This window comes from Rhizobium sp. 01N447_2, from assembly GCF_056399245.1.
The window spans coordinates 1-20,089 of the sequence record NZ_JBFTQY010000083.1; the positions used below are offsets into that span (position 1 = coordinate 1).

19 protein-coding genes and 2 pseudogenes are annotated in these 20,089 nt (G+C 61.9%); 12 read left to right on the plus strand and 9 right to left on the minus strand.

Annotation, left to right across the window (positions count from 1 at the left end):
- The 3 genes from AC1ECN_RS33250 to AC1ECN_RS33260 all read left to right on the plus strand — a co-directional run.
- On the plus strand, positions 1–734 hold a 734-nt coding region (locus AC1ECN_RS33250), incomplete at its 5' end, for an ROK family protein (protein WP_477955383.1).
- A 43-nt stretch (positions 735–777) separates the two neighbouring features.
- Positions 778–1,632, plus strand: a complete 855-nt coding sequence (locus AC1ECN_RS33255; protein ID WP_130673652.1) for a sugar phosphate isomerase/epimerase family protein — start codon at positions 778–780, stop codon at positions 1,630–1,632.
- Between the two features lie 22 nt (positions 1,633–1,654).
- Positions 1,655–2,716: an ABC transporter ATP-binding protein gene (locus AC1ECN_RS33260; protein WP_027688133.1), complete on the plus strand. Its 1,062-nt coding sequence runs from the start codon at positions 1,655–1,657 to the stop codon at positions 2,714–2,716.
- 109 nt (positions 2,717–2,825) lie between these two features.
- Here AC1ECN_RS33260 and AC1ECN_RS33265 read toward each other — a convergent pair whose 3' ends face one another.
- The 3 genes from AC1ECN_RS33265 to AC1ECN_RS33275 all read right to left on the minus strand — a co-directional run bounded on the left by AC1ECN_RS33265 (position 2,826) and on the right by AC1ECN_RS33275 (position 6,340).
- Positions 2,826–4,631 carry a methyl-accepting chemotaxis protein gene (locus AC1ECN_RS33265; RefSeq protein ID WP_024321599.1) on the minus strand — a complete coding sequence of 602 codons (1,806 nt, stop codon included), beginning with the start codon at positions 4,629–4,631 and terminating at the stop codon, positions 2,826–2,828.
- A gap of 10 nt (positions 4,632–4,641) precedes the next feature.
- On the minus strand, positions 4,642–5,628 hold the full coding sequence (locus tag AC1ECN_RS33270) for a cytochrome-c peroxidase (RefSeq protein ID WP_130657140.1): 987 nt from the start codon (positions 5,626–5,628) through the stop codon (positions 4,642–4,644).
- A gap of 238 nt (positions 5,629–5,866) precedes the next feature.
- Positions 5,867–6,340: a ProQ/FINO family protein gene (locus AC1ECN_RS33275; protein WP_024321601.1), complete on the minus strand. Its 474-nt coding sequence runs from the start codon at positions 6,338–6,340 to the stop codon at positions 5,867–5,869.
- A gap of 278 nt (positions 6,341–6,618) precedes the next feature.
- Here AC1ECN_RS33275 and panC point away from each other — a divergent pair, with 278 nt between their 5' ends.
- Positions 6,619–7,530, plus strand: a complete 912-nt coding sequence (gene panC, locus AC1ECN_RS33280; protein ID WP_130726066.1) for a pantoate--beta-alanine ligase — start codon at positions 6,619–6,621, stop codon at positions 7,528–7,530.
- Positions 7,527–8,348 carry a 3-methyl-2-oxobutanoate hydroxymethyltransferase gene (gene panB, locus AC1ECN_RS33285; protein ID WP_018493487.1) on the plus strand — a complete coding sequence of 274 codons (822 nt, stop codon included), beginning with the start codon at positions 7,527–7,529 and terminating at the stop codon, positions 8,346–8,348. The genes panC and panB overlap by 4 nt, the downstream gene beginning before the upstream one ends.
- A 21-nt stretch (positions 8,349–8,369) precedes the next feature.
- On the opposite strand, the gene AC1ECN_RS33290 is transcribed toward panB, so the two are convergent.
- A complete protein-coding gene (locus AC1ECN_RS33290) occupies positions 8,370–9,284 on the minus strand; it encodes a hydrogen peroxide-inducible genes activator (RefSeq protein ID WP_027688138.1) in 915 nt (304 codons plus the stop codon).
- A 143-nt stretch (positions 9,285–9,427) separates the two neighbouring features.
- Between AC1ECN_RS33290 and katG the strand changes: the two genes are divergently transcribed.
- Entirely contained in the window at positions 9,428–11,608 is a 2,181-nt protein-coding gene (katG, locus tag AC1ECN_RS33295) for a catalase/peroxidase HPI (protein ID WP_477955386.1), read from the plus strand.
- 67 nt (positions 11,609–11,675) lie between these two features.
- Here katG and AC1ECN_RS33300 read toward each other — a convergent pair.
- The 3 genes and pseudogenes from AC1ECN_RS33300 to AC1ECN_RS33310 form a co-directional block, all read right to left on the minus strand.
- Positions 11,676–11,795, minus strand: a pseudogene (locus AC1ECN_RS33300) (type II toxin-antitoxin system VapC family toxin); the annotation flags it as partial.
- 20 nt (positions 11,796–11,815) lie between these two features.
- Positions 11,816–12,373: a DUF3299 domain-containing protein gene (locus tag AC1ECN_RS33305; protein ID WP_130726067.1), complete on the minus strand. Its 558-nt coding sequence runs from the start codon at positions 12,371–12,373 to the stop codon at positions 11,816–11,818.
- A gap of 440 nt (positions 12,374–12,813) precedes the next feature.
- Positions 12,814–13,281, minus strand: a pseudogene (locus tag AC1ECN_RS33310) (nuclear transport factor 2 family protein).
- Positions 13,282–13,418: 137 nt separating this feature from the next.
- Between AC1ECN_RS33310 and AC1ECN_RS33315 the strand changes: the two are divergent.
- Positions 13,419–13,790 carry a winged helix-turn-helix transcriptional regulator gene (locus AC1ECN_RS33315; RefSeq protein ID WP_130765686.1) on the plus strand — a complete coding sequence of 124 codons (372 nt, stop codon included), beginning with the start codon at positions 13,419–13,421 and terminating at the stop codon, positions 13,788–13,790.
- Between the two features lie 12 nt (positions 13,791–13,802).
- Here AC1ECN_RS33315 and AC1ECN_RS33320 read toward each other — a convergent pair whose 3' ends face one another.
- Complete coding sequence (locus AC1ECN_RS33320) at positions 13,803–14,777, minus strand: zinc-dependent alcohol dehydrogenase family protein (RefSeq protein ID WP_024321609.1); 975 nt, start codon at positions 14,775–14,777, stop codon at positions 13,803–13,805.
- Between the two features lie 50 nt (positions 14,778–14,827).
- On the opposite strand from AC1ECN_RS33320, the gene AC1ECN_RS33325 reads away from it, so the two are divergent.
- From AC1ECN_RS33325 to AC1ECN_RS33335, 3 genes are read left to right on the plus strand one after another with little or no spacing between them, the layout of a single operon-like run.
- Positions 14,828–15,244 carry an acyl-CoA thioesterase gene (locus AC1ECN_RS33325; protein WP_024321610.1) on the plus strand — a complete coding sequence of 139 codons (417 nt, stop codon included), beginning with the start codon at positions 14,828–14,830 and terminating at the stop codon, positions 15,242–15,244.
- 29 nt (positions 15,245–15,273) lie between these two features.
- On the plus strand, positions 15,274–16,803 hold the full coding sequence (locus AC1ECN_RS33330; protein ID WP_130765688.1) for a class I adenylate-forming enzyme family protein: 1,530 nt from the start codon (positions 15,274–15,276) through the stop codon (positions 16,801–16,803).
- Positions 16,781–17,983 carry a thiolase family protein gene (locus AC1ECN_RS33335; RefSeq protein ID WP_130673646.1) on the plus strand — a complete coding sequence of 401 codons (1,203 nt, stop codon included), beginning with the start codon at positions 16,781–16,783 and terminating at the stop codon, positions 17,981–17,983. The genes AC1ECN_RS33330 and AC1ECN_RS33335 overlap by 23 nt, the downstream gene beginning before the upstream one ends.
- 20 nt (positions 17,984–18,003) lie before the next feature.
- Here the strand turns inward: AC1ECN_RS33335 and AC1ECN_RS33340 are convergent, their stop codons facing one another.
- Positions 18,004–18,462, minus strand: coding sequence for a carboxymuconolactone decarboxylase family protein (locus AC1ECN_RS33340; RefSeq protein ID WP_033183044.1), 459 nt, complete (start codon positions 18,460–18,462; stop codon positions 18,004–18,006).
- A 384-nt stretch (positions 18,463–18,846) separates the two neighbouring features.
- On the opposite strand from AC1ECN_RS33340, the gene AC1ECN_RS33345 reads away from it, so the two are divergent.
- Both AC1ECN_RS33345 and AC1ECN_RS33350 read left to right on the plus strand, forming a co-directional pair.
- Positions 18,847–19,611 carry an SDR family oxidoreductase gene (locus AC1ECN_RS33345; RefSeq protein WP_130673645.1) on the plus strand — a complete coding sequence of 255 codons (765 nt, stop codon included), beginning with the start codon at positions 18,847–18,849 and terminating at the stop codon, positions 19,609–19,611.
- Between the two features lie 43 nt (positions 19,612–19,654).
- Positions 19,655–20,068 carry a cupin domain-containing protein gene (locus AC1ECN_RS33350; protein WP_024321615.1) on the plus strand — a complete coding sequence of 138 codons (414 nt, stop codon included), beginning with the start codon at positions 19,655–19,657 and terminating at the stop codon, positions 20,066–20,068.
- Positions 20,069–20,089 lie beyond the last annotated feature (21 nt).

Below are 20,089 nucleotides of genomic sequence, written 5' to 3' on the forward strand. Positions count from 1 at the left end.
GGCTTATCAGGAATGGGGCTTATCAGGAATGGACGGCATTCGATGTGCGCGCCGCACTGGAGAACCTGACGCAGCATCCCGTCTTCATCGAAAACGAAGCCAATGCCGCAGCCCTTGCCGAACTCGATTATGGACTGGGTGCTGAAAGCAGCAGCTTCTTCTACATCGCCATCAATCCATGCCCGGGCGGCGGCCTCGTGCTCGATGGCAATGGTCATCGCGGCGCCATGGGCCTCAGCGGTGAAATTGGCTGGCTTCCGATTGCCGATGGCGGGGACGGGAAGGCCCATAAGGTCCAGCTTCTCGGCGAGATATTCTCGCTGTTCTTCCTCTATGATTTTCTTGCGCGGCATGGCGTCGAGGTGAGTGTTCCCCACGATCTCCTGACGCTGGATGCGCATGGCAGGCGCCTCGTGTCGCAATGGCTGAAGGAAATGAGCGCGCATCTGGCCGTCGCCGTCAAGCATATCGGCATGGTCGTCGACCCCGACGCCGTCCTCGTCGGCGGCAGATTGCCGATCCGCATCGTCGACGAGTTGCTGCGCTATGTGCACGAGCATCTCGATGCCGAGGACACCAACCTCCCCTCGCTTCATCGCGCCTCGCTCGGAGAGGATGCCTCTGCCATGGGGGCGGCGGTCATGCCGATGGCAGCAGCCCTCATGCTCGCATCGGCGGACGCGGCGCAACGCACACGTTCGCCACTCAAGAACATGGATCGCCTGAACGGTTGAAACGGCCGCAAGGCCCCAGGGATTTTGTTGAAGGAGGATTTTGGTGAAGATCGGCTTTTACACTTCGACATTCAACGATCGCCCCTTCGAGGAAGTGGTGGATTTCGCCGCATCGGCCGGTTTCGACGCCATCGAGATCGATGTCGGCGGCCATATCAAGACGCCCGATCGGTTGGAGGCCGCCGTCGCGCTCGCACGCAGCCGCGACCTCTTCGTGTCGTCAATTACCTATTTCGGCAATCAACTCGATGCCGACCGGGCAAAACGAAAGGCACTTCGGGAAAGGACCGCCGAATTTGCCGGCGCGATCGGTGAAGCGGGCGTCCCGATCTTCGTGATCTTCCCGGGCCGGGACGACACCGCAAGCGACGAAGCCAACTACGATGACTTCGCCGATTTCGCCAACGGCCTGATCGCTGAGACGCAGCCCTTTGGCCTCACCTTCGCAATCGAGAACTGGCCGGGTCCGAAGGATAATTTCATCGGTACGACGCCGAAAGGATGGCAGGAGCTTTTTCAAAGGATCGAGAACCCCCGCTTCGGCCTGGAATTCGATCCCTCGCACCTCATTCGCATCGGCGTCGATCCCTATCAGGCGATGGAGGCGGTGAAGGATCGCATCGCCATCCTTCACGCCAAGGACACGGCAATCAATGCGGAGAGCCTGCAGGCTGTCGGCTATCACGGCAAGGGCTGGTGGCAATACAAGCTGCCCGGGCTCGGCCTCATCGATTGGCCGAGGTTTCTGCGCCAGGCCAGCGGGGCTGGCTTCGACGGCACGCTGTCGATCGAACACGAGGATGCCGCCTATGGCTGGCCGGGCAAGGACTTAGCCGCCCGCAAAGACGGCGAGCGCCTCGGCCTCGATTATTTGAGAAATGTCCTGAGCGGACTTTGACAGCGATTTCGGGAGGACGGTAATGGCCCATGTTTCGGTCAACAATGCGCGCAAGGATTACGGCGCGTTCAAAGCGATCAAAGGCGTATCGGTCGATATCGGCGACGGCGAGTTCGTCGTTCTGGTCGGCCCCTCGGGCTGCGGCAAATCCACGCTTTTGAGAATGATCGCCGGCCTCGAGGGCATCACCTCGGGGCAGATCCAGATCGGCAAGCATATCGTCAACGAGCTTGCGCCCAAGGACCGGGACATCGCCATGGTGTTCCAGAATTATGCGCTCTATCCGCACATGACTGTTGCCAAGAACATGGGCTTTTCGTTGCGGCTGAAACGAATGCCGCGGACGGAGATCGATCAGCGGGTCGGCAACGCCGCGAAAATCCTCGGTCTCGAAAGTCTCCTGGAGAGATATCCCAAGCAGCTGTCGGGCGGCCAGAGACAGCGCGTGGCGATGGGGCGGGCGATCGTGCGCGACCCGGCCGTCTTCCTCTTCGACGAGCCCCTGTCGAACCTCGACGCCAAGCTCAGGGTGCAGATGCGCTCGGAGATCAAGGAATTGCATCAACGGCTGCAGACGACGACCATCTACGTCACCCACGACCAGATCGAAGCCATGACCATGGCCGACAAGATCGTCGTCATGAAGGATGGCCTGATCGAGCAGTCGGGTTCTCCGCTGGAGTTGTACGATCGTCCGAACAACCTCTTCGTCGCCGGCTTCATCGGCTCCCCGGCGATGAATTTCATCAGCGGCAACATGACGGAAGACGGGTTTCGAACCGCCGACGGCCTGCTCCTGCCGAGCGAGCGCCGTCCGCCTGAAGCCGTGATCTACGGCATTCGTCCCGAACATATCCGGTTGGACCCGGGCGGCATCGAGGTAACGACCGTGGTCGTCGAGCCGACGGGTTCGGAAACGCTCGTCATCGTCCGGCTGGGAACGCAGACGCTGACCTGCGTCTTCAGGGAACGGATCAGGGCCGCCCCCGGCGAGGTGCTGAGGATTGCGCCAATCCATGATGCTGTTCACCTGTTTGCCGGAAACGAGCAGCGGATCACATCAGGCGAAGCCCCGTTGAACTGACCCGGCCGATTGCCCCTCCCCTTCGGCCGGCGCCAGCCGGGGGCGCGTTTTCCGCGCCCCCGGCCCCGAAAAGCTCTCAGTCCTGCACCGGCCGGTTTTCAGGCTCCGCTCAGGCCGCGTCGCGATATGTCCGGGTGTTGGCTTGCGCCCTGCCCAATTCGAACTGCGTGACCAGTTCGCGCAGGCGCTCGGCCTCGCTGGCGAGCGTGACGCTGGCGGCTGTGGTTTCCTCCACCATCGAGGCGTTCTGCTGGGTCACCTGGTCGAGCTGGCCCATCGCCGAATTGACCTCCGACAGATTCGTCGCCTGTTCACGCGCCGAGGCCGCCAGCGCTTCCATGCGCTGATTGATATCGGCGATGAAGCGGCCGATGTCACCAAGCGCTGCGCCGGTGTGGCTGACCAGTTCGACGCCGCTGGCGACGTTGGCGGATGCCCGCCCGATCAGGTCCTTGATCTCCTTGGCGGCCTGGGCCGAGCGTTGCGCGAGTTCGCGCACTTCATGGGCGACGACGGCGAAACCCTTGCCGGCTTCGCCGGCGCGGGCAGCCTCGACGCCGGCATTGAGCGCCAGCAAATTGGTCTGGAAGGCAATCTGATCGATGACGCTGATGATGTTGTTGATCTGCTTGGACGATTCCTGGATCTGATCCATCGCCTCGACTGTCTGGGCCACCACCTTGCCTGACGCCATGGCGCTGCGATTGGCATTGTCGGCGACGCTGCGGGCCTCCTTGGCGATCTCGAAAGCTTCCGTGACCTTGGCGGTTACGGCGTTCAGCGCCGCGGCAGTCTGTTCGAGCGTCGCAGCCTGCCGTTCGGTGCGGCCGGAGAGTTCGTTGGAGCCGTTGCTGATCTCGCGAGTGCCTGAATTGATGATCGATACGCTTTCGGAAACGGAAAGGAGCGTATCGCCGAGTTGCTTGACGGAGGCGTTGAAATCATGCCTGAGCGGTTCGAATTCCGGCGCGAACGCGTCCGACAGCTGGAAGGCGAGATCGCCCTGGGCGAGGCGCTTCAGCCCGGCGGCAAGGCCTGACGTGGCGATCGTCAACCGTTCCGCCGCGCTCCGCTCCGCCTGCTCCTGGTCCGCCAGCCGGTTTGCTTCTGCCAGGCGACGGTTCTCCTCGGCCTCGCTTTCGAGCTCGGCGCGGGCGATGGCGTTCTGGCGGAAGACTTCCACCGAACCGGCCATCAGGCCGATTTCGTCGCGGCGCCCTGCGTAGGGGATTGCCTTGTCCGTCTCGCCGGCTGCGAGTTCCTGCATGGATTGGGTGATGCGCTGGATCGGGCGTGACACATGCCGGGCGATGGCGATGAGAATGCCGAGGCCGACGAGCGCGGCAATGCCCGCCAATGCCAATTCGGTTTCGATTTTCGATTCCAGGGCGCTGCCGGCGGCGGCGACGCTCTCGGTTGCTATTTTATCGACGATCGCGTTGACCGCGACAATCCCGGTCAGGATCGCCTGCTGCGAGCGCGCCAGCTTTTCGGCTGTCGGGACCTCGTCTGCCTGCTGCAGCCCGAGACTGATCCTGACGTCCTTTTCCCAGACATCATGGGCCTGGCGGAGTGACTGCACGCCCTCGGTCAGCGAACCGGCGAGATCGACGCGGCCGAGCTCATCGAGCGACTGCACCAGCGCTCCATTGCTCTCATCGAACCCGGCCTTGACCTCGGCCGCCGGGACGAAATTCGTCATCGAAAGCACCCGGTCCACGACGGAGGTCGCATCCTTGAACTGCCGTTCGATATGGGCGGAGACCATCTTGGCGTTCACCGCTTCCTGCACCACCGCGGCGACCTGGGTCTGGCCGACGATCGCCTGATAGCCGATCAGGAATGCGCTGCCGAAGCCGACGATGATCGTAGCCACCATGGGCACGAGAATCTGCATGCGTATGGAGAGTTTCATTGCCAGCACCTCAGTTCGGCAGCGTCGGCAGGGGGATGTCTTGCTTTTCGGCGGTCAGGGTTCCGAGAAAGGCGATCAGATCCTTGCTCTCCTGGTCCGTCAGCAAGAAGGGCGACATCGCCTTATCGAGCGACGGACGGCTGACGCCGCCGCTTTCATAATGGACGATCACCTCGTCCATGCTCTTCAGGCTGCCGTCATGCATATAAGGGCCACGGTAGAGCGTGTTGCGCAGGCCGGGCGTCTTGAAGGCATATTTATTGTCCGCGCTGCTCGCATCGATCTTGTAGCGGCCGATATCGTCGCCCGGCAGGCCGATGTCGTGGAACTTGTTGTCGGTGAAGTTCCAGCCCGTATGGCAGGAGGAGCAGCCGGCGGTGCCGGTGAACAGCTCGAAGCCCCGCTTGGCGCCGTCGGAGACCGCCTTCTCGTCGCCGTCCACCCACCGGTCGAAGGGCGACCAATTGGAAACCACCGTCCGCTCATAGGTGGCGATCGCCGTTAGCATCGTCTCCTTGGTGACGCCCTTGTCAGGGAATACCTCGTCGAACCACTTCTTGTAATCAGGTATACCCTGCATTTCGGTCACGGCGGTGTCGAGCTTGCCGTTCATTTCGGCGGCAGCAGTGATCGGGCCTGCCGCCTGCTCCTCCAGGTTCGGCGCGCGGCCGTCCCAGAAGAAGGGCGTGACCCAGGCAACGTTCAGAACGGTCGGCGCCTGGCGCGCAAGCGCGGTATTGGCCGCGCCGATCGGCGTCGTCACCGGTGTCTCGAAGCCGAAGGAAGGGTTATGACAGCTGGCGCAGGTCATGTTCTTGTTGCCGGAAAGCCGCGGATCGAAGAACAGCATCTTGCCGAGCGTCGCCAACTGGGGGGAGTAGACTGTAACGCCCTCGAACGGAACTGTCAGTGGCCGCTTATACGCGGAAAGATCGGCGGCCGCGCCAGGCTGGACGACGGCCAATGCGATTAAGGAAGCTGCAATCAGGAAACGCATCGTTCTAGCAAGCCCGGACTGGGTTTCTGGTTGATGCTAAAATTAGCGTAATTGCATTAAAGGTATGTAAAGCAAACATACTTGAGGCTAATGCGAAGGTTTAAGCAGTCCGACGTTGCGCGCAGATGCTATTCGCTGCGAAACGATACTATTACGTCGACCTCGTGAAAGACGGTCGCACTACGCAAGAACGCGCAATGACTGCAAGCCGGATATGAGACGCTGATGTCATTCTGCTCTAGCTGGCGGCGTTCCTTTTTCCGAGGAGGGCTGCGCGGATCTGTTCGCTTTTGCTCAACAGGGGAGCGGGAACTGTTGCCGTCTGCTCGGATGCATCTGTCTTGCCGGTGTTCTGCTTGAGGCTCAGGAAGCGTTTTTGCGCGACCAGCCGGTCTTCGGGCGACAGTGGTTCGACGGGTTCGCCGTCAAGGCCATGGCGCATGGAATCGGGCTGGGCGCTGGCGAAATAGTAGCGCCGGCAGTGGACATAGGCCGCGGTCGCCCGCCGCAGCGTGGTGACGCCGGCATCGGGCTTCAGGAGCGGGCGGAGTTCATTGAAAAGGCCGACGGCAAAAGGAAGGACCGAATCTCCCGCCTTGGCCGGAAGAACGCCGACCGGCCGGATCAACAGCACATTGATCGCGTTTGCCTTCTCCACGTCGAGCTCGGTTGCCGCAATCGGTCCGCGGCTGATCTTCCAGGGCTTGTCCATGCGTCCTCCATGTAACGTCCATAGCGACCGACTGTGATGGTATCTTGACGGACAGGGCGAGTAACGGAAGTCGCACATCGTCGGTTCCACTGCAAGCAGGTGAGACGTGGAACAGGAGCCGAGTGGCGAAAAGCCATTTTGCGGGAGCTGATATGGCCTGGCGTCACCGGCTGCCGTTGCATCTAATCGTTTTTATCKAGGAATATGCATTGACCTGCCGCATCGATTACACTTCATATCCGCGCCCAAGATGGAGTGACCGGTCCAGGGGAGGATTTATGCGGGTTTTCTCGAGCATTGACGAGCTGCGCCACACGCTCGATGCGCTGAGGCGGCAAGGGCGGACCGTCGGCCTCGTTCCGACGATGGGCTATCTTCATGCCGGTCATATGGAGCTCGTCTCGCGCGCTCGCGCCGAGAATGACATCGTCGTCGTCTCGATTTTCGTCAATCCGCTGCAGTTTAGCCCGGCGGAAGACCTCAGCAAATATCCGCGCGATCTGGAACGCGATGCCGCCATGCTGAGGCAAGCCGGCGTCAATTTCCTTTTTTCACCTGGCGTCGAGGACATGTATCCGCGCCCGATGCTGACCCTCGTCGACGTTCCCGATCTCGGGTGCGAACTCGAGGGGGCGGTACGGCCTGGGCATTTTGCCGGCGTCGCCACTGTCGTCTGCAAGCTTTTCAACATCGTGCAGCCGCAAACCGCCTATTTCGGAGAGAAGGATTACCAGCAGGTCGTCATCATCAAGCGCATGGTGGACGATCTGGCCGTGCCGGTGCGCGTGAAATCAGTGCCGACGGTCAGGGATAGCGACGGCCTCGCATTGTCGTCGCGCAACGTCTATCTCAGCGAGGCGGAGCGGCGTGCCGCGGTGATTGTCCCTCAGACCCTTGACGAGGCCGAGCGTCTGGTCGCCGGCGGCCTGACCGATCCGGTGGAACTCGAGGCAAAGCTCACGGCGTTTCTTGGTCGCGAGCCTCTGGCAAAGCCCGAGGTCGTCGCCGTCAGGGATGCCTCGACGCTGCAGAAGGTCACGTCGATCGCAGACCCTGTCGTCGTGGCGCTCTTCGTTCGGGTCGGCTCGACACGGCTGCTCGACAACAGGGTCGTCAGTGACAACCGAGTTATCGGTGACAAGAGAGTCATCGGCGGGCAGGGTCTGCCGGGAAAGGGAGTGACCAGATGAGCGCGGCCGGAATTCAGAAGCGCCTTACGCCAGCCCGCATTTCCGCCATGAAGGGCGGCAAGCCGATCGTCTGCCTGACCGCCTATACGACGCCGATGGCGCGGCTGCTCGATGAGCATTGCGACCTCCTGCTGGTCGGGGATTCGCTCGGTATGGTGCTCTACGGCATGGAGAGCACCATCGGCGTGACGCTCGATATGATGATCGCGCACGGCAAGGCGGTAATGCGCGGCGTCGGCAAGGCCTGCGTCGTCGTCGACATGCCGTTCGGCAGCTATCAGGAATCGAAGGAGGTCGCCTTCCGCAATGCTGTGCGCATCCTGCAGGAAACCGGTTGCGATGCCGTCAAGCTGGAGGGGGGCGAGGAGATGGCCGAGACCATCGCTTTTCTGACCAAGCGGGGAATCCCGGTTATGGGGCATATCGGCCTGATGCCGCAGCAGGTTCATACCGCAGGCGGTTATCGTTCCGTCGGCCATTCCGAACACGAGACGTCGAAGATCCGGCGTGATGCCCATGCCATCGGCGGCTCGGGCGCCTTTGCCGTCGTCATCGAGGGCACGGTGGAGCCGCTCGCCCGCGAGGTGACGGCCGCCATGCACATCCCGACCATCGGTATCGGCGCTTCTTCCGCCTGCGACGGCCAGGTTCTGGTTTCCGACGACATTCTGGGGCTCTTCAACGATTTCACCCCGCGTTTCGTCAAGCGCTACGACGAACTCGGCAAGAGGATTTCGGCCGCCGCTGCAGCTTATGCCGAAGAGGTCCGATCGCGACAGTTTCCGGCAGCGGAGCATACGTTCAAGCGGCGCTCCTGAGGCGAGGCGATGTCAGGTCCATCACCGCGCGATATACTGTTCGCGCATGGTTTCGGCCGACCGGCGAACCGCCTCTGAAACCTGCTGGAGCTGTTTGGCCATCGGCGTCGAATTGCGCCAGATCATGCCGATCGTTCGCGACGGCTGCGGAGACTGGAAACGGGAGATCGAAACATGGGCCGAGCGCGTTTCCACCGGAACGGCCATCTCCGGGATCAAGGTGATGCCGATCCCGGCGCTGACCATCTGGACCAGGGTGGATAAAGAGCTGCCTTCCATGACTTCCCGGGGGCGGGCCTGCCCTATCCTGCAGAATGACAAGGCCTGATCGCGAAAGCAGTGACCTTCCTCGAGCAGCAGCAGCCGCATTTCGCGCAGCGCCTCGCGTTCGGGTACGGGCTTGCCCTCGTCTTCGGGGCGCCGGACCAGCACGAACTCTTCCTTAAAGAGCTCGAGTTCTGCCAGGGAGGGTTCCGACACGGGCAAAGCAACAATTGCCGTGTCCAGCTGGCCTTGCGCCAGCTCCTGAACCAGCTTCGACGTCTGCGTTTCGCGCACTTCGATCTGGATACCCGCGAAGCTCTTGTTCAGGTCATTGATGATCGCCGGCAACAGATAGGGTGCAATCGTCGGGATGATGCCGATGCGCAGCCGCGTCAGGAAGGGATCACGCGCGGCCCGCGCCAGCTCCGCAAGCTCGTCCACGCCACGCAGGATATCGCGGATCCTGAGAGCCACGGTCTGACCGAAGGCGGTCAGTTTCACCTCACGCGCGTTGCGCTCAAAAAGCTCACCGCCCAATTCTTGCTCAAGTTCTTTGATCTGCATTGACAATGCCGGCTGGGAGATTGCACAGGCGTCGGCAGCGCGTCGGAAGCGGCCATCTCTTGCCAGTGCTTCAAAATAGCGTAGCTGTTTCAGGGTAAGGTTCTTCATAACCTCAGCTTATCGCAACGATCAGTAAATCCAACTTAAATTTATGAAGCGCTTCCGATATGAAGACTGCAGGGAGAGAGTGGGGCACCAGCTCGGCTCATCTTTTTGGACCGCAGACAGATCAAGCAATGAAGGAGACGATCATGGACAACCCCACTGACAGCGCAGGCAAATGTCCTGTTGCACACGGTAATACGCCTCGCAGCAGATCCAATCGCGACTGGTGRCCGGACCAGCTGAACGTGCAGATTCTTCACCAGAATTCCGGCCGCGCCGATCCGCTCGGCCAGGCCTTCGACTATGCCGAGGAGTTCAAAAAGCTCGATCTCGACGGCCTGAAGAAGGATCTTCACGCGCTGATGACGGATTCGCAGGACTGGTGGCCGGCCGATTTCGGTCATTATGGCGGCCTGTTCATCCGCATGGCCTGGCACAGCGCCGGCACATACCGCATCACCGACGGCCGTGGTGGCGCCGGCCAGGGCCAGCAGCGTTTTGCACCGCTCAACAGCTGGCCTGACAACGTGAACCTCGACAAGGCCCGCCGCCTGCTGTGGCCGATCAAGCAGAAATACGGCAACAGGATCTCCTGGGCTGACCTGTTGATCCTCACCGGCAACGTCGCGCTCGAATCCATGGGTTTCAAGACCTTCGGTTTCGCCGGCGGCCGCGCCGACGTCTGGGAGCCGGAAGAACTCTACTGGGGTCCTGAGGGAACCTGGCTGGGTGACGAACGCTACAGTGGTGAACGCGAACTGGCAGAGCCGCTTGGCGCCGTGCAGATGGGCCTTATCTATGTCAACCCGGAAGGCCCGAACGGCACTCCGGATCCGCTGGCATCCGCCCGCGACATCCGTGAAACCTTCGCCCGTATGGCGATGAACGACGAAGAAACCGTGGCGCTGATCGCCGGCGGGCATACTTTCGGCAAGACCCATGGCGCTGGCGATCCGTCGTTTGTCGGCGTCGACCCGGAAGGCGGCGAGCTCGAAGCTCAGGGCCTGGGCTGGACCAGCAAGTTCAACACCGGCGTCGGTCGCGATGCCATCGGTAGCGGCCTCGAAGTGACCTGGACCCAGACGCCGACCCAGTGGAGCAACTACTTCTTCGAAAACCTGTTCGCTTTCGAATGGGAGCTGACCAAGAGCCCGGGCGGCGCGCATCAGTGGAGCGCAAAGAACGCTGAAGCCTCCATCCCGGATGCTTATGATTCGTCGAAAAAGCATCTTCCGACCATGCTGACCAGCGACCTGGCGCTGCGTTTTGATCCTGTCTACGAGAAGATCTCGCGCCGCTTCCTGGAAAACCCTGCCGAGTTCGCCGATGCCTTCGCCCGCGCATGGTTCAAGCTGACTCACCGCGACATGGGACCGAAGGTGCGCTACCTCGGTCCGGAGGTTCCGGCCGAAGACCTGATCTGGCAGGATGTGATCCCGGCCGTCGATCATCCGCTCGTCGACGACAAGGACATCGCCGACCTCAAGGCAAAGGTGCTGGCAACCGGCCTCACCGTACAGGAACTGGTCTCGACGGCCTGGGCGTCCGCCTCGACCTTCCGCGGCTCCGACAAGCGTGGCGGCGCCAATGGCGCGCGTATCCGCCTTGCCCCGCAGAAGGACTGGGAAGTCAACCAGCCGGCGCAACTCGCCAAGGTGCTCGGCGTTCTCGAAGGCATCCAGAAGGACTTCAACGCTGCCCAGACTGGCGCTAAGAAGATCTCGCTGGCCGACCTGATCGTTCTGGCCGGTGCAGCCGGTGTGGAAAAGGCGGCAGCGGCCGGCGGTCATGCCGTCAGCGTGCCGTTCACGCCGGGCCGCACGGACGCCGCCGAGGCGCAGACCGACGCGCATTCCTTCGCGGCGCTGAAACCCCGCGCCGATGGTTTCCGCAACTATATCGGCGGCCGGCAGTTCATGAAGCCGGAAGAAGCGCTCGTCGACCGCGCCCAGTTGCTGACGCTGACCGGACCTGAAATGACCGTTCTCGTCGGCGGCCTGCGTGTGCTGAAGGCCGGCGCGCCCGAACATGGCGTCTTCACGTCCCGTCCGGAAACGCTGACGAACGACTTCTTCGTCAACCTGCTCGACATGGCCACGCAGTGGTCGCCCGTCACCGGCAAGGAAGGCGTTTACGAAGGGCGCGACCGCAACACGAACGAAGTCAAGTGGACCGGCACCCGCGTCGACCTGATCTTCGGCTCGCACTCGCAGCTTCGCGCCTTTGCCGAAGTCTACGGCCAGTCCGACGCCAAGCAGAAGTTCGTCAAGGACTTCGTCGCCGCCTGGAACAAGGTCATGAACGCCGATCGTTTCGACCTCGTCTGACCGGCAGCATTTTGCCCGGGCGCGCAGTTTCAGCTGCGCCCGGGCATTTTTTCATCGGAGACCGGACTTACCGCCCGACCGTCCAGTCCTCGACACGCAGACCGTCGACGCGGCGGAATTCCCCGACATCGTTAGTGACGAGAACCAGCGCCCGGGTCTTGGCCTGAGCGGCGATCAGAACATCGACAGTTGCCGTCTCTGCGCCTTCTACTGGCGAGGCAGAATGCCGAAAGGCGAAAGTGACAGCAGATCGGGATCAGTCGTCGCCGTTACTGTCGCTACCTGGGCATGGTTTATGCTGTAGCCGTAGGTGAGGACGCGGTCACCGTCGATCATGAAGAATTGCGCCTGATCCAGGCCGGGCCGCAGGGTACCCGTCACGGTGACGGTCTCGTACATTCTTGCCAGGTGCAAAGGCTCTTCCGGAACGACACGAACCAGTTGGTTGGGCGGAGGGGACGGCATGTGGCTGCAGGCTCCGGCCCAAGGCACCAGCATGAATTCGTAGACAAGATCGCCTTCCTGGTCGATCGGCAGAACGAAGCCCGTCAATTCGATCGGATGCGCCTCCCCATGCCAGGCGAGTGTTTCGCCCTGTGGGCCGCTCATCGTGCCCGACAACGGCACTTTCGCTTTGGCCTGATCGGCCGGCCGTAAAGCTCTCCAGAAGATAGGCTGGGCCGCAGCGAAGGCGTTGGAAATGGGCCATGCGGAACAAAATGCCAGCGCCGCGAGCGTCAGGAGGAAAAGTTTGTGTTTCATCATTGCATCTCCACCGGGCCGGCCGCTTTGACCACCTTGCCGCTACCGCGTGGATGCTACTCCCGATCCCGCTTAGCCGTCAAAGCTTGGGGCGCGGACTACTCAGGGCTTGCAGAGAGCAGGGAGAGGGTGTGCCATGGCCACCCCCTCTGCCCTGCCGGCCATCTCCCCCACAGGCGGTGAGATCACAAGTTCAACCTTTTCGAAACCCTTATTCTGACCCTGGAACTCGCCAAACACGGGCTGGCAACGCCGAAATCGGAGCGTCCTCGGATCGATTGATGCGGATCGATTATGGCACCAGCCATCTTGGCGTATGTGCGCTAGGCCATCGGCAAATGTTGACCGAGCAGTGCGGCGGAAATCGGCAGCAACGAGAGAGACGGCTGAACCAGGCGTGTAACGCCGATAGTGGGGCCAGCTGGGAAGCCGGCCCACCCAACTCAGAACATCGTATTCTTGTTTGCCGCCTCTTTCGGAACGGCCTGGATCACGTCCCAGTGCTCGACGATCTTGCCGTCCTTGACGCGGAATATATCGACGATCGCCTGGCCAAGATCGCCTGCGCCATTCGTCGCGTGCACATGCAACCAGACCAGATCGCCATCGGCGGCGCTGCGGACGATCTAGGCTCGCGACTGGGCATTGTCCTTGAAGAAGCCGCTGAAGAAGGAAATCAAAGGCTTCTTCCCGTCTGGAACTTGAGGATTGTGCTGCCGGTAGTCGTCGGCGACGACCGCGGCGGCCTCGATATCGTGCTTGTTGAAGAACCTGTCGTAGAATTCCACCACCAGCTTCCGGTTGGCTTCCTCGACCTTCAAATCCCGCGAGGCGGATTCAGCAAAAGCGCCGGCCGGCGCGGCGACACTCGCCAAAATGACGAGTGCGAAAAGCGATTTCCCGAATGTCATGCATCAAGCTCCTTGGTATGGATTCGCGATCTAGTCTAGAAAGCAGACTATGAGAGCTGGTCTATGAAACCTCGACATGCCTAGCAAGAAGGCAGGTTTTAGTGGCAAGGTCAGCCGAGGATGACCGAGGACGGAGCATGCCCAAGGAAACCGACGAGCCGAAGCAACAGCCCGGGGCGGGATGCCCGATCAGAGGCGTGCTCGATCGTATCGGCGATCAATGGAGCCTGCTCACCCTCGAGGCGCTGGAAGACGAGAAGAAACGCTTCAACGAGCTGATGCGCGAGATCGGTGATATCTCGAAGCAGATGCTCTCCAAGACGTTGAAGCATCTGGCGCAGGATGGCTTCGTGCGGCGCACCGTCTATCCGGAGGTCCCGCCTCGCGTGGAATATGAGCTGACGGAACTGGGGCGATCCTTCCTCATTCCCATGAAAACCCTGATCGGATGGGCCGAGCAGAACCATGCGGCAATCACCATCGCGCGGCAACGGCACGAAGACGCCTAGTGACAGCGTCCGTCAGGCCAAGAGCACCTTGCCGCCCGTTCTAAAGGGAAGAGCGGAGTGCAGGGCTTGCCGGACATTTTCCAGGGGGAATACCTCCCGCACCTCGGTCGCGATGATTTTCGAAACGATCTGCGCCGCGATCTCGGAATAGGCCCGCTGGACGTCGCTCATCGCTTGCGAATGAACCCATTCCCGGAGGTGACAATAGGAAAAGGCGATATCGGGATGGGAGGCCCAGAAGGAAGCCGGAATGCTTTGGCCCGAAAGCAGGCCGTAATGCACGAAATGCCCGCCGGGCTTCAGCGCATCGGCGAGGGTGGCGGCGCGCGCGCCTCCGACACAATCGAGCACCGCGTCGAGCCCATGTCGGCCGGCGAGCCCGGCAGCCAGATCGCTTTGGCTTTCCTCCCTATCGATGATGATAGCCTCGACCCGGCCGCGCAGGCGCTCAAGCGATCCTTCGCTGCGGACGATGGCGACCGGCTCCACGCCTGCGGCATTGGCGAGACCGATCAATATCGCTCCGATCGAAGAGGCGGCGGCATTGATGGCAATACGCATGCCCGGCCTCAGCCCGATCTTGGCATGCAGCATCAGCCAGGCCGTCATCGGATTGACGTAGCTCGTCGCAGCTTCGAAGTCGGTGAGCTCGTCTGGAACACGAAGGCACCAGCCGGGATCGGTATCCTTGAATTCCTGCCAGCCACCGGCGCTGCGCACCGGCAGCACGCGTGTTCCCGGCGAAAGCCCATGAACCTCCTCGCCGCACTGTTCGACCACGCCGAACGCTTCGAAGCCCGGAATGAAGGGCAATGTCGTGCGTCCGCTATAGGCTCCTGATATGGTGATGATATCGGACGGGTTGATCGCCCGCGCCAACAGGCGCACCCTCACCTGGTCGCGCCGCAGCGGCGGCAGCGCAGCCTGCTCGAGCTCGACGACATCTTGAGCCGGGCCGAATTTTCGCACGACCGCCTGATATTGCATTGCATCCCCCACACACTGCGGTTAGATCACCCCGTCGAATTGGTGATCGAATGAGCGTTGACGACAGGCCTTTAGCATCGTTCCGGGTCTCGATGCGAGACATCGACATCTATGGTCATGTTCACAATTCCCGTTATCTCGATTATTGCGAGGATGCGGTCGTCGAGTTCCTGCGGCAACGGCAAATTCTCAGCCATTTCCGTCACACCTCCTCCGGCGTCGCCTATCACGTGAAGAAGGCGGAGATCACCTTTCACAGCCCGATCGACCTCGACGATGTCGTCGAGGCGAAGGTGGACGTGGAGAAAATCGGGCGCACGAGCCTGTCCTTCGCCATAGAACTCTTTCGCCAGCGCGATGGCGCCCATTGCGCATCAGCGCATTTCGTCTGGGTCTGCGTCGGCCTCTCCGACAGCCGCCCGACGCCGATCCCCGAAGCGACCAAAGCGGCTCTGTCTCCCGGCTGATTGCCGATCATTCAAACCAGCGGGTGTCCATGCCGATCCATGCGCAGCTTCTTCGACAGGCAACGGAGACACCGGACAAGCCGGCGCTGGTCATCGACGGGCGCTCGCTCAGCTATGGCGAGCTCTATTTGCGCGCCAAGGCAATCTATCGGTTTCTCCGAGATCTGCCCCGCTCGAACCGCCGCATGCTCAATCTGCCCGGCGTGGAGAAGCTTGCCGCCCTCAGCCTTGGCAATCATATCGGCTTTGCCGAGTATTTTGCGGCGGCCACCGCTTTCCCGAATGCCTGCGCGGTCATCGACCCGCTGATGCCGGCAGAAAGGATCGAACGCATCATCGAGCGCCTGGCGCCTGACGTTCTGATTGTCGACGACGATGCCGGGCCGAGCGCTGAAATTGCCCGGAGATTCGGCATTCCCGTCGTTCCCGCCGGAACGGAGGCTTTCAACCTCGCTGCGGCGGGAGGTGAAGCCGAGCTGCCGGCCGATACCGACAAGATCTTTCTGATCGGCTTCACATCGGGGACCACCGCCGAGCCGAAGGCCTATTATCGCTCGCGGGAGCAGTGGCGCCGGAGCCTCGATCGGGGACGCGTCGTTTTCGAGCTCGAAGACGCGCCGTCGACAATGTGCCCGGGAGCCCTCGCGCACGGCCTTGCGCTCTATGCATTGGTCGAAGCTCTTGATGCGGGGGCAACCTTCCATTCAGTCCGGAAATGGGATCCGGGCGTGGTCGCACGCACGCTCTCCTCCTGGCAAGTCGAACGGCTGGTTGCCGTGCCCACCCATATAGCCGGAATTGCAAGGGCGTGGGCGGGCGAACCCGCTTTGACCTCCTTGCGCGACGTCCTGACCGCCGGCGCAAAGCTTGACAGGAACGGGGTCGAATCCATGCGTCGCCTGTTTCCGAAGGCCCGTATCCGGGAATATTACGGCGCATCCGAGCTCGGTTTCATGACGGTCTCGACCCTTGTCGGCGGCGAGATCGATTTCCCGATCGACCGGGTGGGGCAGGCCTATCCCGGCGTGGGAATTTCCATTCGCGACCCCGATGAGAACGACGTCGGGACCGATGTGCCGGGAACCATATTCGTCGACAGCGACCTGATCGCGGATGGATATCTCTGGGGCGACGACGGTCAGGCGTTCCGGGTCACAGAAGCCGGAGCGACGGTCGGAGATCTCGGCGAACTCGATGCCAATGGCATGCTGCGGGTGATCGGCAGGGCGGGCGGCATGATGATCACTGGCGGCAACAACGTTTATCCCGCCGAAGTCGAGAGTGCGCTCAAGGCCTGCCCCGGGGTAGAGGATGCTGTTGTCTTCGGATTGCCGGACGCCTATTTCGGCCAACGGATCGTCGCCGTCGTCTCGGGAGAGACGATGGACCTAAAAATTCTGGCCGATCATTGCGCGAGCTCGCTCGTCAGGTACAAGATCCCCAAGCAATTCTACCATATCGGATCCTGGCCGATGACGAGCAGCGGGAAGATCTCGAGGGGGCAAGTGGAGCGGGCGGTGGTTTCTGGAGACGATCTTGTCCTACGCCTTTCAGCCTGACGAGGATTGGCAGCCGGTCGTGGTTGCCGCCTACCGGTCGCCGATCGGCCGGGCTTTCGGCTCGCTTGCGACTGTCGCGGCGGAAGACCTGCTTGCGCCGATCATTCATCGGATCCTGTCCGAAACGGGAATTGCGCCCGAAAGCATCGACGATGTGCTGGTGGGCAATGCCGCCGGCGGCGGCGGAAATATCGCGCGGCTGACAGCGCTCACAGCAGGTCTGCCCATGGCGGTTCCGGGTGTCTCGATCGATCGGCAATGCGGCTCGGGCCTGGAAGCGATCATCACGGCAGCCCGGCTGATCCAGGCGAAAGCCGGCTCGTGCTTTCTGGCCGGCGGCGTCGAAAGCGTCAGCACCGCACCATGGCGCGTCGAAAGACCAAAGGCGAATGGGATGCCACCGCGATTTTACGGGCGCGCCCGGTTTTCGCCTGACACGATCGGCGACCCGGAAATGGGGATTGCCGCCGAAAACGTCGCCCGTCAGTTCAGCATATCGCGGCAGAGACAGGATGAATTCGCCTTGCGCAGCCATCGGCTCGCCGTAGCGGCGGCAGAGGCAGGCACCTTTCGCCCCGAGATCGTTGACATTTCCACCGACCACGGGCCGATCGAACGGGACGAATGCCCACGTGCGGCTACATCCCTGCAGGTACTCGCAAACCTCCGGCCGGTCTTCCTGGCTGGCGGTTCGGTGACAGCCGGCAATGCCTGCCCGCTGAACGACGGCGCCTGCCTGGTGCTCGTCATGAGCCGTGGCATGGCGAAAAGCCTCGGCATCGAAAAGGGCCTTGCCTTCATCGACAGCGCCGCTGCCGGCGTGGATCCCAATCTGCTTGGCATCGGCCCGGTCGCCTCGACCAGGAAGCTGCTGCAGCGTCAGCCCGGGCTCTCGCTGTCCGACATCAATGCCATCGAATTCAACGAGGCCTTCGCCGCCCAGGTTCTGGCATCGCTGGATCAGCTCGATGTCCCGGCCGACGCGATCAACAGGAACGGCGGGGCCATTGCCTTGGGCCATCCGTTCGGCGCCTCCGGCGCAATCCTCGTTACCCGACTATACAGCCAGCTGATCCGCGACATCAGCGGATGGGCGCCGGGCGCGGCCGGCCTGGCAATGATTGGCATCGGCGGGGGCATAGGGCTGACCGCCATGTTCGAGGCTACCCAGCTTTCCTGATCCGCCGAAGGCGCAGACCGTCAGGCGGCGGCGCGCTTGTGATCGGCCGGATGCTGTAGCCGAAAGCCGATCGCCAGCCTGTTCCAGGCGTTAATCATTGCAACACCGATCGAAAGGGCCACGAGTTCGTCATCCGAGAAGTTGGCGTGCGCCTCTTCATAAACATCATCCGGCGCATGGCTTTTCGCGATCTGAGTGAGAGCCTCGGCCCAGGCGAGTGCGGCCCGCTCCCGAGTGGTGAAGAGCTGCGACTCCCGCCACGCGTTCAGAAGCAGCAGCCGGTCATCCGTTTCGCCGAGCTTCAGTGCGTCCTGGCGGTGCATGTGCAGGCAATGCGCGCATCCATTCATCTGGGAAACGCGCACCTTGACGAGTTCGAGCAACTTCGGATCGAAGCTTTTGGCAATCCAGCCTTCAACGGCCACGAGGCCGTCGATGCCGCTGTTCTTATGGGCCATGAAGTTCAGACGCTTGATCATTCCTATCTCCATCGTGAGAGGATTGATGACGCAAGCCTCGGCTTGCAGGCCAGTGAATACGCCTTGCCTTCCGGGTCGGCCATCTGCCCCGACGGTACATCTGGCCAATGCCTGTCGATGTGATGTTCCGCCATTTCGGCCGACTGCCTCGACCGCAGAGCCAGCTGGCCTACTACGTTCGCATAGGCTGACAGCGACCGAGGAAGAATAGTTTGGGGCCGCGATCCGGCGCATCCTCATGCCCATCGGTTTACACCGGTCGCACCGGCGACGGTCCCGATGAAAGTCGCTTCGCTCATCGAGGGCGCGGGGGCATGCCGAGCAGTTGCCTGCTCACCTTCAGGCCACCAGAGGACATCCTCGTAAAGGACAAGGAGACTACCCATGAAGATCGTCGTTATCGGCGGCACTGGCCTCATCGGCTCAAAGACCGTGGAAAGATTACGCAACAAGGGGCACGAGGCATTGGCGGCGTCGCCGAACTCGGGTGTGGACACGATCACCGGCAAAGGCCTGGCGGAAGCGCTCGCCGGGGCACAGGTGGTTCTCGATCTCGCAAACTCGCCCTCGTTCGAGGACAAGGCCGTCCTGGAATTCTTCCAGACGTCGGGCCGCAATCTGCTCAAGGCAGGGGCTGCCGCCGGCGTGAAGCATCACATCGCACTGTCGATCGTCGGTATGGAGCGGCTGCAGGGCAGCGGCTACATGCGCGCCAAGATGGCCCAGGAAGAGCTGATCAAGAGCTCCGGGATACCCTACACCATCGTGCACTCCACCCAGTTCCATGAATTCATGGCTGGCATCGCCCAGTCGGGCACCGTCGGCCAGACCGTGCATCTGTCGCCGGCCTACGTGCAGCCGATCGCCTCGGACGACGTCGCCGACGTCATGGCCGAAGTGGCGCTCGGCAAGCCTGTGAACGGCACGATCGAGATCGGCGGGCCGGAGAAGATCCGCCTCACCGAAATCGTGACACGTCTCTTCAAGGCGACGAACGATCCGCGGCAAGTGATGGCGGATCCGCACGCCCGCTACTTCGGCGTGGAGCTCGAGGATAATTCGCTCGTGACCGGGGCCAAGGCGCGGCTCGGCAAGATCCGCTTCGACGATTGGCTGAGCCGGCAGCCGCCTCAGAAAAAGAGCGCCTGATACCGGGCGCCCGACCCATTCCCATCAACGCAGGAGACCAGACATGCTCAGAAAAATGATCTCGGCGGCGGCGCTCGCCATTGTCCTTGCCGCCGGCACTCAGGCTCACGCCGCAGGCGGCGACGCGAAGGTAAGCGTCGTTTTCGACCAGAAGCTTCCGAATGTTCCCGGCAAGAGCATGCGGGCGGTGCTCGTCGAATATGCGCCGGGCGGTACCTCGCCCGGCCATACGCACCCGGCTTCGGCCTTCATCTATGCCACCGTTCTCGAAGGTGCGATCACCAGCAAGGTGAATGACGGGCCAGAGAAGGTTTACAAGGCCGGCGAAAGCTTTCCCGAATTTCCCGGCGATCATCACAGCGTCAGCAAAAACGCCAGCAAGACAAAGCCGGCGCGCCTGCTTGCGGTCTTCGTGCTGAATACTGACGAGACGGAACTGACGACCGACGACAAATGACGTCATGAACGCATCAATGCC